At 63.9% G+C, this 16,074-nt stretch carries 14 protein-coding genes; 3 read left to right on the forward strand and 11 right to left on the reverse strand.

What is annotated here, in order from left to right; all coding sequences use genetic code 11:
• Positions 1-110: 110 nt before the first annotated feature.
• Positions 111-1,454 (forward strand): cell wall hydrolase, encoded by a 1,344-nt coding sequence (locus U1702_RS07320; RefSeq protein WP_332723364.1) that lies wholly within the window; start codon positions 111-113, stop codon positions 1,452-1,454.
• On the opposite strand, the gene U1702_RS07325 is transcribed toward U1702_RS07320, so the two are convergent.
• From U1702_RS07325 to katG, 11 genes are all read right to left on the reverse strand, one after another.
• Positions 1,451-2,905, reverse strand: coding sequence for a PH domain-containing protein (locus U1702_RS07325; protein WP_332723365.1), 1,455 nt, complete (start codon positions 2,903-2,905; stop codon positions 1,451-1,453). The two genes, U1702_RS07320 and U1702_RS07325, sit on opposite strands and share 4 nt — an antisense overlap.
• The gene (locus U1702_RS07330) at positions 2,902-3,387 is read right to left on the reverse strand and encodes a PH domain-containing protein (RefSeq protein WP_332723366.1); all 486 of its coding nucleotides are present in this window, start codon (positions 3,385-3,387) and stop codon (positions 2,902-2,904) included. Before U1702_RS07330 ends, U1702_RS07325 begins: the two co-directional genes overlap by 4 nt.
• Before the next feature lie 7 nt (positions 3,388-3,394).
• Positions 3,395-3,859 carry a hypothetical protein gene (locus tag U1702_RS07335; RefSeq protein ID WP_332723367.1) on the reverse strand — a complete coding sequence of 155 codons (465 nt, stop codon included), beginning with the start codon at positions 3,857-3,859 and terminating at the stop codon, positions 3,395-3,397.
• A gap of 101 nt (positions 3,860-3,960) precedes the next feature.
• Entirely contained in the window at positions 3,961-4,275 is a 315-nt protein-coding gene (locus U1702_RS07340; RefSeq protein WP_332723368.1) for a hypothetical protein, read from the reverse strand.
• Positions 4,276-4,303: 28 nt separating this feature from the next.
• Complete coding sequence (locus tag U1702_RS07345; RefSeq protein WP_332723369.1) at positions 4,304-6,025, reverse strand: DUF262 domain-containing protein; 1,722 nt, start codon at positions 6,023-6,025, stop codon at positions 4,304-4,306.
• A 108-nt stretch (positions 6,026-6,133) separates the two neighbouring features.
• Positions 6,134-7,936, reverse strand: a complete 1,803-nt coding sequence (locus U1702_RS07350) for an acyl-CoA dehydrogenase C-terminal domain-containing protein (RefSeq protein ID WP_332723370.1) — start codon at positions 7,934-7,936, stop codon at positions 6,134-6,136.
• 10 nt (positions 7,937-7,946) lie between these two features.
• Positions 7,947-8,375 (reverse strand): MerR family transcriptional regulator, encoded by a 429-nt coding sequence (locus tag U1702_RS07355; protein ID WP_332723371.1) that lies wholly within the window; start codon positions 8,373-8,375, stop codon positions 7,947-7,949.
• A 31-nt stretch (positions 8,376-8,406) separates the two neighbouring features.
• Positions 8,407-8,904 carry a hypothetical protein gene (locus tag U1702_RS07360; RefSeq protein ID WP_332723372.1) on the reverse strand — a complete coding sequence of 166 codons (498 nt, stop codon included), beginning with the start codon at positions 8,902-8,904 and terminating at the stop codon, positions 8,407-8,409.
• 143 nt (positions 8,905-9,047) lie between these two features.
• Positions 9,048-9,407 (reverse strand): phosphoribosyl-AMP cyclohydrolase, encoded by a 360-nt coding sequence (hisI, locus tag U1702_RS07365; protein WP_332723373.1) that lies wholly within the window; start codon positions 9,405-9,407, stop codon positions 9,048-9,050.
• A gap of 68 nt (positions 9,408-9,475) precedes the next feature.
• A complete protein-coding gene (locus tag U1702_RS07370) occupies positions 9,476-11,062 on the reverse strand; it encodes an FAD-dependent oxidoreductase (RefSeq protein WP_332723374.1) in 1,587 nt (528 codons plus the stop codon).
• 321 nt (positions 11,063-11,383) lie between these two features.
• The gene (katG, locus tag U1702_RS07375; protein ID WP_332723375.1) at positions 11,384-13,567 is read right to left on the reverse strand and encodes a catalase/peroxidase HPI; all 2,184 of its coding nucleotides are present in this window, start codon (positions 13,565-13,567) and stop codon (positions 11,384-11,386) included.
• 218 nt (positions 13,568-13,785) lie between these two features.
• Between katG and purF the strand changes: the two genes are divergently transcribed.
• Together purF and U1702_RS07385 are read left to right on the forward strand one after the other, a co-directional pair.
• Positions 13,786-15,237 (forward strand): amidophosphoribosyltransferase, encoded by a 1,452-nt coding sequence (gene purF / locus U1702_RS07380; protein ID WP_332723376.1) that lies wholly within the window; start codon positions 13,786-13,788, stop codon positions 15,235-15,237.
• Between the two features lie 5 nt (positions 15,238-15,242).
• Positions 15,243-15,953, forward strand: coding sequence for an SDR family NAD(P)-dependent oxidoreductase (locus U1702_RS07385; protein WP_332723377.1), 711 nt, complete (start codon positions 15,243-15,245; stop codon positions 15,951-15,953).
• Positions 15,954-16,074 lie beyond the last annotated feature (121 nt).

Here is a 16,074-nt window from a genome sequence, read left to right on the forward strand (position 1 = left end):
CTGCGGCGAACTGTATCGTATCGGGCGGCACGAGGTCGCCCGATGGTTCCAACGGCGTCACGATTGCGTTATGGGCGTCGGCCCGTTGCCCGACAGGATAGCCCACGCCCGTGACCAGCCCCGTTCTTTCCGCCGATCCGGCGCGCCGGATCGCGCCCGGCCTGTGGATCGCGCTCGCGCTGATCGCGCTGGCGGCGGTCGTCGGCCCGTTGCTGTACGTGCTGAACACCCCGCGTGTGCCTGTCAGCGACCCGACGCTCGCTGAAATCGCCAGACCCAAGCGAATCGTGCCCAAAGCGGAGTTGCCGCCGGTAGAACCCGTTCGCCTTGCCGCGCTGCCGAAGGACGAGGCGCGCGAGTTCAATGCCACGATCCCGTTCTCCACTGGCCCCAACCCGGCTGCGCGCCCGTTCATCGTCTCCGGCAGCGCGCCGGATCAGGCACGCGCCATCGACTGCCTCGCCGCCGCGACATGGTATGAAGCGGGCGACGATGTGGTGGGGCAGCGTGCGGTGGCGCAGGTCATCCTCAACCGCATGCGCCACCCGGCGTTTCCGAAATCGGTATGTGGCGTGGTGTTCCAGGGGCAGGAGCGGCGCACCGGTTGCCAGTTCACCTTCACCTGCGACGGCGCGATGACGCGCACGCCCTCCGCCGTGGCATGGATCCGGGCCCAGGAAATCGCACGGATGGCGCTCAGCGGCTATGTCGTGGCCAAGGTGGGGCACTCGACGCATTATCATACCGACTGGGTGGTGCCGTACTGGAGCTCGAGCCTCGACAAGGTGGCCGAGGTAAACACGCATCTGTTCTTCCGCTGGACCGGCTGGTGGGGGACGCCGCCTGCGTTTCGCCGGGCCTATGCCGGGGCGGAGCCGAACATCCCGAAGATGGCGCGGCTGTCGCCGTTTCATATCGGCGGCGCGACGGAGGCGACGGCGATCGTGACCGAGGGTGCGATCGTCGATCCGGCGACCATTCCTGATTCGGCGCTGCCTCAGCCAGCCGTCGGGGGAAATTCCGACACATTCTATGTCGCGCTGGATCGCGGCATGGGTGCCGACGCGTTTGCGGCGCTGGCGATTCGTACCTGTGGCGAGCGCCCATTCTGCAAGTTCATGGGGTGGACCGATCCCCGGAAAGTGCCACCGGCGGGTGCGGCGCTGAGCGGGGCGGCGTTGGACAGCATGTCGTTCAGCTATCTGCGGGACGCGGCGCAGGGATTTGGCAAGGCGCTGTGGAATTGCGGGGAGTTTCGGCGGCCCAGCCCGGTTCAGTGCATGCGGCGGACGCCTGCTGCCGTTGCGGCGCCGGTGCCGGACATTGCCCCGATCCGGCTCGATCCGACACCGAAGCGATCGCCGGTCCCCGAACTGGGCGGCGTGCGGCGGAAGAGTGAGGTCGCACCGCCGGTGGTGACCGTTCCAGCGGCGCAGCCAACGCCGGCACCCTAATCGATCCTCGCCACCAAGCCGGTGGCGAGGTCGCGGGCTTCGGGCAGGGCGATGTCAACCACGTCGGGGGATCCCCCGCCGCCTGCTCCGGCGGTGTCGACGAGCACGCTGGCCAGGCCGAGTCGGCGTTGTAGCCAGCTGGCCTGTAGCGTCACCACTTGAACATTCTCGACCGGGACGATCCAGTCGCGCTGGACTAGGACGCCGCGCATCACCTGTAGGCTGGTGTGGCGCAGGGCAAAGCGGTGGTAGCGGCGGTGGAGCAGCGCGGCGATGACGAGCGGGATCAGGAGAAGCAGCGCCAGCCACGCCAGCGGGGTGACGAAGATGGCGACGGCAAGGATGGCGACGGGCCAAGGCAAGGCATGGATCAGCGAGCGGACGACATGGCCGGCGGCGACAGGGCGGAGTTGCAAGCGCTCGAACGGAGGCAGCCCGGCGGTTTCGACGATCCAGGCGGCTTCGTGGTCGCGGGCTAGCGGAGCCATGACTTGCCGACCGCTGGGGTCATTGCTGCCCCCTAGCGTCTGAAAGCTCAGGCCATTCCAGCCCAATAGCCCACGCAGCGGGCCGCGCTGGGCGACGGCGAGCTGGATGCGGCGCATCGCGACGACCACTTCGCTGCGGGTCAGCAGGCCACGGGTGCGGCGGAAGCGACCCTCCCCTGCCTTCAGCGTGAAGCCCCAGTCGCGCAGCACGGTGCGGACCACGCCAGTGACGATGCCCAGCGACACGGCCACCCCGGCCACGAGCAGCGCGGCGGCGATGCTGAACCTTGCCCGCACTTCATCCTGCGCCACATCGGCCCAGTCGCGGGCTTCGTCCCAGCCGAAGCCCAATGCGTCGCCGAAGAACTGGATGATACCGGCCAGCGCGGCGATCCAGACCAGCGAGAAGCTGAACATGCCGAGCAGCACGACGCGGCCCGGCGACATCTGGAACACGACGTGCAGCGGGTCCGACATTGCCACTTCGTCGCCCTCCGGCACGGTCGTCGCCGCCAGTTTGCCACCGCGCAACGCGGCGCGCAGCCTTTGCGCTTCGGCGACCGAGACGCTGTCGAGGACTGCTTCATCCTTTTCGCCGCCACCGGTTTCGACGCGGACTTCGGCGAGGCCGAACAAGCGGGCGAGCGGTTTGCGCTCGATCGAAACGTCCTGAATCCGCTCCAGCGGGATCGAGCGGCGGGTGCGGGTCAGCACGCCGCGTTCGATGATCAGTTCATGTTCGGCGATCGTATAGGTGAAGCGCCGCCAGCCGAGCCAGGTGAAGAACAGCACGATGACCGCGACCACCGCCGCCGCCAGCAAGATCCAGCCGATGCCGCGACCGGAGGTGAAGGCGAACAAGGCGGGCAGACCCAGGACGTTCTGTGGTGCCTTGCGCAGGAAGCCGATGGCGATCGAGCCGGGATGGACGCGGCGGGCCGGATAAGCCTCCGCTTCGTTCACCACGGGTCGCTCGACAATTGTTCGCGGATCGCATCGCGGATTTCCTCCGCCGTCTCGCGGGTGATGCCGGGGAGCCCAACCTGGCTGCCCGCCGTTCCCGCCGTGTGGAGGACGAGCGAGGCGACGCCGAACATGCGGTCGATCGGCCCCTGTGCCACGTCGATATGCTGAACGCGCGACGCGGGGACGATGGTGTGAGTCTGAGTCAGCCAGCCCGAGGCGACGTGCAGCTCCCGCCCGGTCCAGGCCCAGCCCCAGCGTGCCCAGCGGCGCGGGGTGGCGACCAGCACGTGCCACAGGCCGATCAGCGCGATGACGCACGGCGCGGCCCAGATCGGCAACCACTCGACCGCATGGCCCAGCCCCCAGCTGGGGATGGCTGAGACTAGCGAGGCCACCGCGAAGAAGACTGCGCCGGTGAGGCGCATCGCGTTGAGCTGACCGCGTTCGAGCGGCTGGAGGGGGATGTCGGGGAGCAGCATGGCCGCACTATGGCGTGTGTGCGGGGCGACCAAAAGGGGTTTCGGTCGGGCGGGCATCGGATGATGCATCGCCAAAGGTCTCAAAGGTCACACCGTATCGCGTGGGGGCGGATGGCGGCGTGGCGGTTGACAGACTTGACGTTTTGACACGGTTTTCAACCGGGCTGTCAACTTCGTCGGCGCAGCGCGCGGCGTAGAGGCGAAGTGCCGCCTGCCAGCACAGCGCGAACGGCGCGTCGGGTGCGCCGCGCAGCTTTTGATAGGCCGATTGCCGCGACAAGCCGACCAACGCGCAGGCGCGGGTGACACTGACGCCACGTGAGAGGGCGATGAGGAAGCGTGCCTGTCTGTCCGGGGTCCAGCCGTCGTAGCGCTGGTTGTGCGCCACGGTCGGCTCGACGTCATGGAAGCGGGGCCGGTTGAAGGCGGCGGGGTCCCAGGGGGCGGAATTGGTGGCGGTTTGGGCGTTCATGGGGTGCGGTCCTTTGCGGATGTGTTGCAGAGGACCGGTTAGGTATGCGGGTACGGGGTCTGTAGGAAAGTTCTTTTTCTGTTCTGGGCTGGTTCATTCGCTTACCAGCGGAAGCCCTTGGCGGCGGCGAGCTTGTTGATTTCGGCGAGCAGCGCTTTCTTGCTTTCGGTGCGGCGGGTGCCGTTATTGCGCGCGACGGTGAACGGCTCGCCGGTTTCCGCTTCGATCGCGGCGCGACGGCGCGCGAGATCGCAACCGAAGGCGGCCATGTCGATGGCCGGGCCGTAGTCTTCGCCGTCAATCGCGGAGGGAGTCGACATCGCGATCGCCCAAAGTTTCCGTTCGAATACGTGTTGATAATAATCGAGGTCGAGCCCGGGGGAAAGGATAGAGTTCGTGTACGAACAGACAGACACAACCTTCCCCCGGAAAGCGGCTAGAAGATCAATCGAATTGAGCTAAACGCCATATACCGGTAGCTACACGAGCCATAGCGGCTTGACGCAGCGCGAGTTGCTCAATTGTCCACACTGGATGCGCTTCCGGTATTTGGGATGTAATTTCGAAATCACTGTCCAGATACACCGGCTTCTTAGCTTCATACGACGTATTGTCTAAATCCCTGTTTGCCCCCGCATTGAGCAAAGTCATATTTCCCAAACGATAGATCGACGCCTGCGCTTCGGGGTCGCTAAATGGCCACCCATCTCCGGGAGCTTGCGGAAGTATATGCTCAATGTTGAAAGTTTCGGCGTCTAAGTCGTGTTCGTTGCCACTCGCGTTGCGCTCGAGTTTCGTCAAAATATACCTGACAATACGCCGGTTACGGGTTTGACGCGTAGTGATTTCCATCTCGGAAAACGCAGCGCTAAATGCACGATCTGTAAGATAGATCGGGCGCAGCCCCTCCAATATTGCCTGCAAATTTACTACATCCCCACGCGAAATTCTTTGAGCTACGCTTGAGTAAACTCGCTCTTGCTCGGATGCCTGTTGACGTCCAATCACATTATATCGAAATGCGATGACAACGATGGCTTTGATCAGTGTCGCAAAGTCGCCATCATTCAATATTTTTCGGGCTGCAATTAATACAGAAAATTGCTGTCGAACACTAAACATTCGAAGTCGGGACGCAGCAATTTTGGTTTCGCCTGTCCAACCAGAAGTCTCAGGCGATATTAGCGAGAGATAGCTATCCATATCCTCATCTAGCCCGTTGAGAAGGCGAAAAACCGCCGCTCGATCAGGGACTTGAGCGCGAATTGTCTTAAACAAATCAGATTGGCGAACTAGCGCGTGCCGTGTTATCCAGTGGACCCGGAGATAGTCTGGGAAATTTTCCTCTCCCAGCCTACCGACAAACGACTCCCACCGAGCATCCATAGCTTCTAAATCGTGCTCGTGCTGGCCATCCCTATGCAACACGGAAAACAGATAATTTTTAAGTAGGTCAGTTGCAGACAAGCGGACGCCACGAGAATTCAGAGTTTCGAACACTTTATAAGCATTCAGTTCGTCGGTTACTGTAATCACAGTGAAAAAAAGCTTATCGCTGATGTCCTCTATAAGTTGAGCAATTTTAACGCCAGAATCTTCGTCGCCTTCACCATTGTTACGAGAAAATTCCTGTATCCGGCGCTCAAACCAATCAGACGCCTTACGCATCGCATGCTCTGAGGCCCGAAATCCACGGCTTGGTAGCTCTCTTAAAGGTACCAAATAGCTTTGGTAATAATTATCGTTGTTTCTATTCAGTGTCAGCTTAGATCTTGGAACCAAAGTTACAGGGTCCAAATAGCCAATATAGCTCTGCCGCAATTGATCCATGCGACGTTTATTGCGCTCTGCATTGATGCCGTCGCGTACTAATTTTCCGAGAACGCGAAGTGCCGCTAAAACAACAATAGATATCGTCGTCAGGCGCTGCTGACCATCAATTACATCAAAAGTCTTTTCATCTTTTGATTGAAGGACAAGGTACCCCATATAGTGAGCGGTCTCGCCTGCTCCTCCCGTTATCTCTTCGATGTCGGCCCACAGGTCCTCCCACTCTTCCATCGTCCAGCTATAATCGCGCTGAAATCTTGGGATGCGATATGAGAGGCCATTACCGAGAAGCTTCCGGTAGGTATTGTTCTCAGTCTTGAAATTTGTCGACGCCATTTGGGTCCGGTCCTACCGCCGTAAATGTAAGCGTTTTGCGACGAACTCGCCGTTCGCACAAGCATGGCTTCGCCTATCACAGCATACGGACGGCTGGGGCCGAAGTTCTCACCCCGCCCGGAACATCTCAGGCGGCAGCGCCATGATCGTCTCCGCCCCACTCTCGATCTTCCGCCGCAACGCCCCTGCATTGGGCATGATGCGGTCGGCGTAGAAGCGGGCGGTGACCAGTTTGGCCTCCATGAAAGGCTTGTCCTCCGTCCCCTCGGCAAGCGCGGTCGCTGCGGCGTCAGCCATGCGGAGCCACATCAGGCCGATGGCGACGATGCCGGTCAGCTCCATGTACGAGTACGCCCCGGCGCCGACCTGATTGGGGTCCTTCATGCCGTTCTGCATGAACCACATGGTCGTGGCCTGAAGCTGGCCATTGGCCTTTTCCAGTGCGGTGGCGAAGTCGGTGAGTTCGGGTTTGGCCTTGGCCGCGGCGACTTCCTCAGCGACGACGCGAAACAGGGCCTGGACGGCGCGACCGCCATTTTGCGCGAGCTTGCGGCCGACCAGGTCCATCGCCTGCACGCCATTGGTGCCTTCATAGATCATGGCGATGCGGGCATCGCGGACATATTGTTCCATGCCCCATTCGGCGATGTAGCCATGGCCGCCATAGACCTGTTGCGCGTCGGTCGCGATCTTGTAGCCCGCGTCGGTTCCGACGCCTTTGATGACGGGCGTGAGCAGGCCGACCAGATCGTCGGCGAGCTGACGCTCCTCCTCGGTCGCGGCGGCGTGAGCGAGATCGACCTGAAGGCCGGCCCACAGGCAGAGGGCGCGCAGACCCTCGGTCATCGCCTTGGCCTCCATCAGCATGCGGCGGACATCGGGGTGGACGAAGAGGGTGTCGGCCTTTTCATTGGGCTCGGCGGCGCCGGTCAGCGCGCGGCCCTGTCGACGGTCGCCGGCGTACTGGACGGCGTTCTGGTACGCGACTTCGCCGATGCCGAGGCCCTGAAGACCGACGCCGAGCCGGGCGGCGTTCATCATGATGAACATGGCGGCGAGGCCTTTCATCTCGTCACCCACCAGCCAGCCGGTCGCGCCATCATAGTTCATGACGCAGGTGGAGTTGGCGTGGATGCCCATCTTGTGCTCGATCGAGCCACAGGTGACGGGGTTGCGGTCGCCCAGCGAACCGTCGTCATTGACGATGAATTTGGGGACGACGAACAGCGAAATGCCCTTGCTGCTTTCCGGCGCGCCGGGGGTCTTGGCGAGGACAAGGTGGATGATGTTGCTGGTGAGGTCATGCTCACCGGAAGAGATGAAGATCTTGGTACCGGTGATCGCCCAGCTGCCGTCCGCGTTCGGTTCGGCGCGGGTCTTGATGAGGCCGAGGTCGGTGCCGCAATGCGGCTCCGTCAGGTTCATGGTGCCGCCCCATTCGCCGGAGACCATTTTCGGGACGTATTTCGCCTGTTGCTCCGGGCTGCCCTTGACCAGCAGCGACGCGATCGCGCCGTGAGTGAGGCCGGGGTACATGGCGAAGGCCATGTTGGAGGAGATCATATACTCCTGAAACGCGGTCGAGACGACGTGGGGCATGCCCTGTCCGCCGAATTCTTCGGGTGCGCTGAGCGTGCCCCAGCCGGACTCGACGAACTGGGTGTAGGCTTCCTTGAAGCCGTCGGGCGTGGTGACGCTGCCGTCCGGATGGCGCGTGCAGCCCTGTTGATCGCCGCTGTGGTTGATCGGGAAGAGGACTTCGGCGACGAACTTGCCACCCTCCTCCAGCACCGCGCTGACCATATCGGGCGTCGCGTTGGCGAAACCGGGGAGGTTGGCGTAGCGGTCGAGCTTCAGCACATGGTCGAGGATGAAGCGCGTGTCGCGCACGGGCGGCGTGTATTGCGGCATGGGAGCTTCCTTATTTGGTGGGGGCGGCGCGGCCTTCGAGGACGGCGACGAAGTCTTCGAGTTCGGCGATGGCGGCGTCGAGATCGACCTTCTGGCGCTCAAGCAAGTCGATGCGGGCGCGGCAATTGTCGAGCGTGACCTGATGCTGCGTGCGGCGGTCGTCGCCGACATCGTAGAGGTCGATCATCTCACGGATTTCAGAGAGGCTGAAGCCGACGCGCTTGCCGCGCAGGATCCAGGCGAGGCGGGCGCGGTCGCGGTGCGAGTAGATGCGCTGAAGGCCGCGGCGCTCGGGGGCGATCAGCCCTTCGTCCTCGTAGAAGCGCAGGGCGCGTGCGGTGACCTCGAACTCGGCGCACAGGTCCGAGATCGAGAAGCTCTCCTTGTCCGGCCGCGGCTCGATCGCCGCAAAGCTCGCCTGTCTTACGGTCGTAGCCATAAGGGGAGATTACGCCCGCCTTACGTTAACGTCAATCGCCGCAGAGACGGGTGCCTTCGGCGCTGCGCAGGGCGCCCGCTTCGGCGGCGGATTCGCTGAGGCGTTCGACTTCGAGCGCGGCGAAGGAGGCGCGCGGGCCGCATAATTTGGTGCAAGCGTCGGGGACGTTGGCGGGGAAGGTGATGCGGTCGCCGTCGAATTTTGCATCGAACGAGCAGGTTGAGCCGTTCTTGCCCTTCAGCTCGACCGACAGGGTTTCCCCGGCGCGGGCGGCGGTGCCGGTGCCGGTGCAGCTGAGGTTGTCGCCGTAATCGACGAACGCGCCGATCTTGTAGGCATTGCCCTGTGGCACGACGCACACGCGGTCGGTGTCGCGGGCGTAGAGGCCGGTGACGTCGGTGTTCTCAGGGTCGCGGACGAGGCCGCGCTCGACTGCGGCGGTTTCGAGGTCTGGCGGGGTGGTTGTGGTGTTGCCGGTGGGGGTGGCGCCGGAGCAGGCGGCGAGGAGGATCGCGGCGGTTAAGAACATCCTCCCCCGCCAGGGGGAGGTGGCAGCCGCAGGCTGACGGAGGGGGAGGATGCCCGAACGAGCGTTGGGGGTTCCGCCCCCTCCGTCACGCTGCGCGTGCCACCTCCCCCTTGCGGGGGAGGATTTTGGGATGTTTGCGCCCATCAATCCCGCACCAGCTCACCACCCTCGATCCGGCGGAAGAAGCAGCTGCGTTCGCCGGTGTGGCAGGCGGGGCCTACCGCTTCGACCTTCAGCCATAAAGCGTCCTGATCGCAGTCGATGCGGGCCTCGACCACGCGCAGGACGTTGCCGGAGCTTTCGCCTTTCTTCCACAGGCGGTTCTTGCTGCGCGACCAGAACCAGGCTTCGCCCGTTTCGAGGGTTTTGGCGAGAGCGGCGGCGTTCATATGGGCGAGCATGAGGAGTTCGCCTGTGGCGACGTCGGTGGCGACGGCGGTGATGAGACCGCTGGAGTCGTATTTTGGGTCAAGGGTCAGCGTGGAATCGCGGGAGTCGGGCATGGCTGCCTGTTAGCGTGTGCGCCGCCACGATGGGAAGGGACGGCAGCGTGAATGATGCGACAGCCCCCTCACCCGCCGATTCCAACCGATCCGGGTGGCGGGGCGTTCACGTGGCTCCAGATCGCACTGACGACGACCGAGCCTTCACCGACACTGCTCGCCACACGCTTGACCGAGCCCGAGCGGACGTCGCCGACCGCGAAGATGCCCGGGCATGAAGTCGCGAAGGTCGAGGATGCGCCGACTTCGGCTCCGGTGCGAACGAAGCCGTGATGGTCGAGTTCGACCAGTCCCGAAAGCCAGTCGGTGTTGGGTGCGGCCCCGATCATGATGAACAGCGCGCGGCAATCGACTGCAATGCTGCCCGAAGCCTTGGTGAATATGACACGCTCAAGATGAGCGTCACCGTCAAGCCGTTCGAGCCGGGCACCGGTGTGGATGACGATGCGCGGGTCAGCTTCGAGCCGGTCGCGGAGATATGCGCTCATCGTTTCGGCAAGGCTCGCACCGCGCACGATGACATGGACACGGCTGGCGACGCGCGAGAGATACATCGCCGCCTGACCCGCGCTATTGCCGCCGCCGACGACCACCGCCTCGGTCTGCGAACAAAGGCGCGCCTCCATCTCGGTCGCGGCGTAATAGACACCCGCGCCTTCGAGTGCTTCGAGCCGGTCGAGTGGCAGACGGCGATACTGGACGCCGGTAGCGACGAGCACCGCGCGGGCGCACAGTTCCTCATTGCCATCAAGCGTGACGCAGAAACCGTCATCGCGGCTGGACAAGGCCTCGACCCGGCGCGGCATCGCAAAGCAGGTGCCGAACTTCATCGCCTGAACCTGTCCCCGGAAGGTAAGATCCGCGCCGGAGATACCGGTGGGGAAACCCATGTAATTCTCGATCCGTGAGCTGGTCCCCGCCTGTCCCCCGATCGCGCAATCCTCGATCACCAGCGCGCGCAGCCCTTCCGATCCGGCATAGACGGCAGCGGCGACGCCCGCCGGGCCTGCGCCGACGATCAGCAGGTCGAACAGCTCGGTCGAGCCGGCCTTGAGATCGAGGCCGAGATGGCGGGCGACGGCGCGGGGCGTCGGATCGGGGATCGGATTGCCCGACCAGAGGACCTGGGGCTCGCCATCGGGTTCCTCATGGAAAGGGATGCGATTGCGGTTGAGAAAGCTGGCGACGCGCGCGACCGCGGGGTCGCGCTCGGCGCCGCGCACCACGAGGCTGCTGTCGCCCGATTCGAAGATGCGGCGGCGGCGCGCGGAGAAGACGGTGAGGATATGGTCGCCGATCTCGGGGACGGCGCTCATCAGGCGGAGCATGTCGGGGCGCGGCGCCTCAAGCGTGCGGGTTGGGGCGCAGGCGCGCATGCTGAGGGTGAGCGGGCCGCCGTTGAGGAAGGACAATTCGCCCATGAACTGGCCCGGGCCGATGGTGCCGGGGGTCAGGCGCTCGCCGGTCACCGGGTCGGCGACCTCGATCTCGCCCGCCTCGACCAGCACGAAGCGGTCCTGCGGCGCGCCCGCTTCGAGGACGATGTCGCCGGGTCGGTATTCGCGCTGGGTGGAAATGGCGCGGATCGCAGCCAGCTGGGGCTCCGGGAATGGCCGGGGGGCCATGGTGTTGAGGTCGCCGCCGATCGATTCCATGGGCGGGAGCTTAGGGGCAGGTTTCGGGGAAGCCAACGGGGTCGAGTTAGCCCGGCGAATGGAGATCCTCCCCGTTCCGGGGAGGTGGCAGGGCGAAGCGCTGACGGAGGGGGCCCGAAGCACCGGACTCCATTGCCTCGAGCCCCCTCCACCATGCTGCGCCCACGGCTTGCTTTGCAAGCCGGCTCCGCTGCTACGATGTGCCCCCGGCACATCGCTGCTCGCAGCTACGCCCCCTCCCCGTTCCTGGGAGGATTTCTGCCGGAACGGCCTTCTCCCAGCCCCTCCCGCAAGCGGGAGGGGGGATGAAGGTGGCTGCCGTTACGCCTTCAGGTCGAAGCGGTCGGCGTTCATCACCTTGGTCCACGCCTTCACGAAGTCCTTCACGAACTTCTCCTCATGCCCGCTTTCGGCATAGACTTCGGCGACAGCGCGCAGTTCGGAGTTGGAGCCGAAGATCAGGTCGGCACGGGTCGCGCGCCAGGTTTCGTGGCCGCCGGCGCGGTCGGTGGCGACATATTCCTGATCGTCCGATCCCTCGACCGCTTTCCAGACGTTGGTCATTTCCAGCAGATTAACGAAGAAGTCGTTGGTCAGCTGGCCCGAACGCTTGGTGAAATGGCCGTGGCCGCGCTCGCCGTGATTGGCACCCAGCACGCGCAGGCCACCGATCAGCACGGTCATTTCCGGCACGGACAGACCAAGCAGCGATGCGCGGTCGAGCATCATTTCCTCGGTCTTGATCGCCAGCTTCTTCTTGCCGAGATAGTTGCGGAAGGCGTCGGCTTCCGGCTCCATCACGTCGAAGCTTTCGGCGTCGGTTTGCGCGTCGGTGGCGTCGCCACGACCGCCGGTGAAGGGGACGTTGGTTGCGCCTGCTTTCTCAAGCCCGACCACGCCGCCGAGGACGATGGCATCGGCGAGGCTCATCGAACCACGCAGACCGTTCAGCGTGTCGATTACCTTGGCGAGCATTTCCGGCTCGTTGACCTCCCAATCCTTTTGCGGGGCCAGCGCGACGCGCGCGCCATTGGCACCGCCGCGATGGTCCGACTTGCGATAGGTGCTGGCGGAGGCCCAGGCGGTCTTGACGAGCTGGCTGACGGTCAGGCCGCTGCCCGCGATCGCCGCCTTCACCGATGCGACATCGGCATCCGAAGGCGTGGTGCCAGCCGGAACCGGATCCTGCCAGATCAGGTCTTCGGCGGGAACCTCCGGGCCGAGGTAGCGGACCTTCGGACCCATGTCCCGGTGGCACAGTTTGAACCAGGCGCGGGCGAAGGCGTCCTTGAACGCTTCATGGTCGTTGCGGAATTTCTCCGAAATCACACGGAATTCGGGGTCCATCTTCAGCGCCATGTCGGCGGTCGTCATCATGGTCGGAACCTTGACGTTCGGATCCCAGGCGGCGGGGGCCATATCCTCCGGCTTCTGGTCGATCGGCTGCCACTGCTGCGCACCGGCGGGCGAGTGGACGATCTCGTAATCGTAGTCGAGCAACAGGCGGAAATAGTTCTCGGTCCATTCGGTCGGCGTGTTGACCCATGATCCCTCAATGCCGCTGGTCACGCTATGCTCGCCGATGCCGCCGCTTTCGTGGCTGCTGACCCAGCCGAACCCCTGTGCGACCAGATCGCCGCCCGAGGGAGCCTTGCCGAGCAGCGAGGCGTCGCCATTGCCGTGCGCCTTGCCGAAGGTGTGGCCACCGGCGGTGAGCGCGACGGTCTCCTCATGGTTCATCGCCATGCGCTCGAACGTCGCCTTCATGTCGCGCGCCGACAGCAACGGGTCGGGATTACCGCCCGGCCCTTCCGGATTGACGTAGATGAGTCCCATCTGGATTGCGGCGAGCGGGCCTTCGAGTGCTTCCATGCCCTTGTCGGGATCAATGCGGGTCTGGACGCCTTCATTCACCCATTTGTCTTCCGACCCCCAATAGATGTCGCGTTCCGGCTCGAACACGTCGGCACGCCCGCCGCCAAAACCGAACACGGGTCCGCCCATCGATTCGATGGCGACGTTGCCGGTCAGGATGAACAGATCGGCCCAGCTGATCGCCTTACCATATTTGCGCTTGATCGGCCACAGCAAGCGGCGTGCCTTGTCGAGATTGCCATTGTCGGGCCAGCTGTCGAGCGGGGCGAAACGCTGTTGCCCGCTGCTCGCGCCACCGCGACCGTCGGCGGTGCGATAGGTGCCGGCGGCGTGCCATGCCATGCGGATGAAGAACGGGCCGTAGTGGCCGTAATCGGCCGGCCACCATGGCTGGCTGTCGGTCATCAATGCGGTCAGGTCGGCCTTAAGCGCCGCGTAATCGAGGCCCCTGAACGCCGTGGCGTAATCGAAATCGTCGCCCATCGGGTTGGACGGGCCATTGGGGTTGAGGACTTCGGTCGCCAGCATTTCCGGCCACCAATCCTTGTTGGTGCGGCCGAGCAGCGAGCGCACCCCGCCATGATTTACCGGGCAGCCGCCGCCGTCGATCGATCCAGTTTTTGCGTCCATGACCCTCATCCTTTTCTTTTTGATCTGACGCCAACCTACCCCACGCGCGGCCATCGCCAAAACGGGATAACTCGGTCAGCACGAACGGAGAAATCGATCAGTGGCCCCATTTCATGCGGACCGATCGATCAGCATCAATGGATGTGACAAACAGGCGACAAGCGCGGATCGACTCCCTATATGCGCGGCCATCGACCACCGAACCCCCCGAAGGGCCGATGCTGACCACGAATCCTTTTGACGATGACAAGCTGCGCGAAGAGTGCGGCGTGTTCGGCGTTTCCGGTGCTGACGGTGCTGCGGCATTGGTCGCATTAGGCCTCCATGCGCTCCAGCACCGGGGGCAGGAAGCCGCCGGGATCACCAGCTGGGACGGCCACAACTTCCACACGCACCGCGCGATGGGTCATGTCGCGGGCAATTTCGACCGCGACGAGATCATCCGCGCGCTGCCGGGCACCGTCGCGTGCGGGCATGTCCGTTACTCGACGACGGGCGAGACGGCGCTGCGCAACGTCCAGCCGCTCTATGCCGAACTGGCGAGTGGCGGATTCGCGGTCGCGCATAACGGCAACATCTCCAACGCCATGCATTTGCGGCATGAGCTGGTGCAGCGCGGATCGATCTTTCAGTCCACGTCGGACACCGAGACGATCATCCATCTGGTCGCTACGTCCGGCTATCGCGACCTGCTCGACCGGTTCATCGACGCGTTGAAACAGGTCGAGGGGGCGTATTCGCTGATCTGCATGACCCCGGTGGGCATGATCGCGTGCCGAGACCCGCTGGGCATTCGTCCGCTGGTGATGGGGAAACTGGGCGACAGCTTCATCTTTGCGTCGGAGACCGTTGGGCTCGACGTCGTCGGTGCGGAGTATGTGCGCGATGTCGAGCCGGGCGAACTGGTCATCGTGCGCGACGGCGAGTTGCGGTCGTTGCGCCCGTTCACCGCGATCGCGCCGCGCCCGTGCATCTTTGAGTGGGTGTATTTCAGCCGCCCGGACTCGATTGCGGAGGATCGCTCGGTCTATTCGGTGCGCAAGAATATCGGCGCGGAGATCGCGATCGAGTCGCCGGTCGATGCCGATCTGGTGATCCCGGTCCCGGATTCGGGCGTGCCCGCCGCGATTGGCTATGCGCAGCAATCGGGCATTCCGTTCGAGCTGGGCATCATCCGGTCGCATTATGTCGGGCGCACCTTCATCCAGCCAAGCGCAGAGGTTCGCCGACTGGGCGTGAAGCTGAAACACAATGCCAATCGCGCGCTGATTCAGGGCAAGCGCGTCATTCTGGTCGACGATTCGATCGTGCGCGGCACCACCAGCCTGAAGATCGTCGAGATGATGCGCGAGGCCGGGGCGGCGGAGGTGCATATGCGCATCGCCAGCCCGCCGACGACGCATAGCTGCTTCTATGGCGTCGATACGCCCGAGCGGTCGAAGCTGCTCGCCGCGCAACACGACGTTGCGGGCATGGCGAAGTTCATCAAGGCCGACAGCCTGGCGTTCGTCTCGATCGATGGTCTGTACCGCGCGCTGGGCCAGCCGGGTCGCGCGGATGTGCTGCCCAAATATTGCGATGCCTGTTTCTCCGGCCAGTATCCGACGCCGCTGACCGATTTCGGTGACCAGGAATCGGACCAGCTTGCCCTCCTTCACGAACCGGTCTGAACCTCATGTCTAATCTGATTTTGTCCGGGCGCACGGCGCTCGTCACCGGTGCGAGCCGTGGCATCGGGGCCGCGACCGCCATCGCTTTGGCGGCGCAGGGCGCGCATGTGATCCTGACGGCGCGCACGGCGGGTGGGTTGGAAGAGGTCGAGGAGGCGATCGACGCGGCGGGCGGCACCGCCACGATCGCGCCAATGGACTTGTTGGAAAGCGATGCGATTCCGCGTTTGGCCGCCGCGGTGACCGAGCGTTGGGGTTCGCTGGACATTCTGGTGCTCAATGCAGCAGCACTCGGTTCGCTGGCGGCGATTGCGGCGTTCGATCCCAAGGAAGTGGCCAAGACGCTGGCGCTCAACATCAGCGCACAGGCGGCGCTGATCGGGGCGTTCGACCCGTTGCTGCGCAAGGCCGAAGCGGCGCGGGTGATCGGGATTACGTCCGGCGTGGCGCGGCAGCCGCGTGCATATTGGGGGCTCTATGGCGCGTCGAAGGCAGCGTTCGAGAATCTGGTGCTGAGCTATGGCGAGGAAGTGCGCAATTTGACCAAGGTTCGCGTGGCTTTGCTCGATCCGGGCGCGACGCGAACCAAGATGCGGGCGCGCGCCTATCCGGGGGAGGCACCCGAGAGCGTCAAGCCGCCGGAAGTGGTGGCGGATCGCATCGCCGCGCTGGTCAGCGAGGATTTCGAGACGGGCAAGTACGAGCGGGTGGGGTAATTTGTGCCGAATATTTAACACCCGCTCTGAATGTCTCGGCCTTGCCAAAGGCCGCGCGCTGAGACGGAATTTGCAGACGGAAGGGTATGTCCTGCTTCAGCTGCTTTAGCAAAAAAGCGGA

Source organism: Sphingomonas sp. LT1P40 (assembly GCF_036663835.1).
Lineage (GTDB): Bacteria > Pseudomonadota > Alphaproteobacteria > Sphingomonadales > Sphingomonadaceae > Sphingomonas.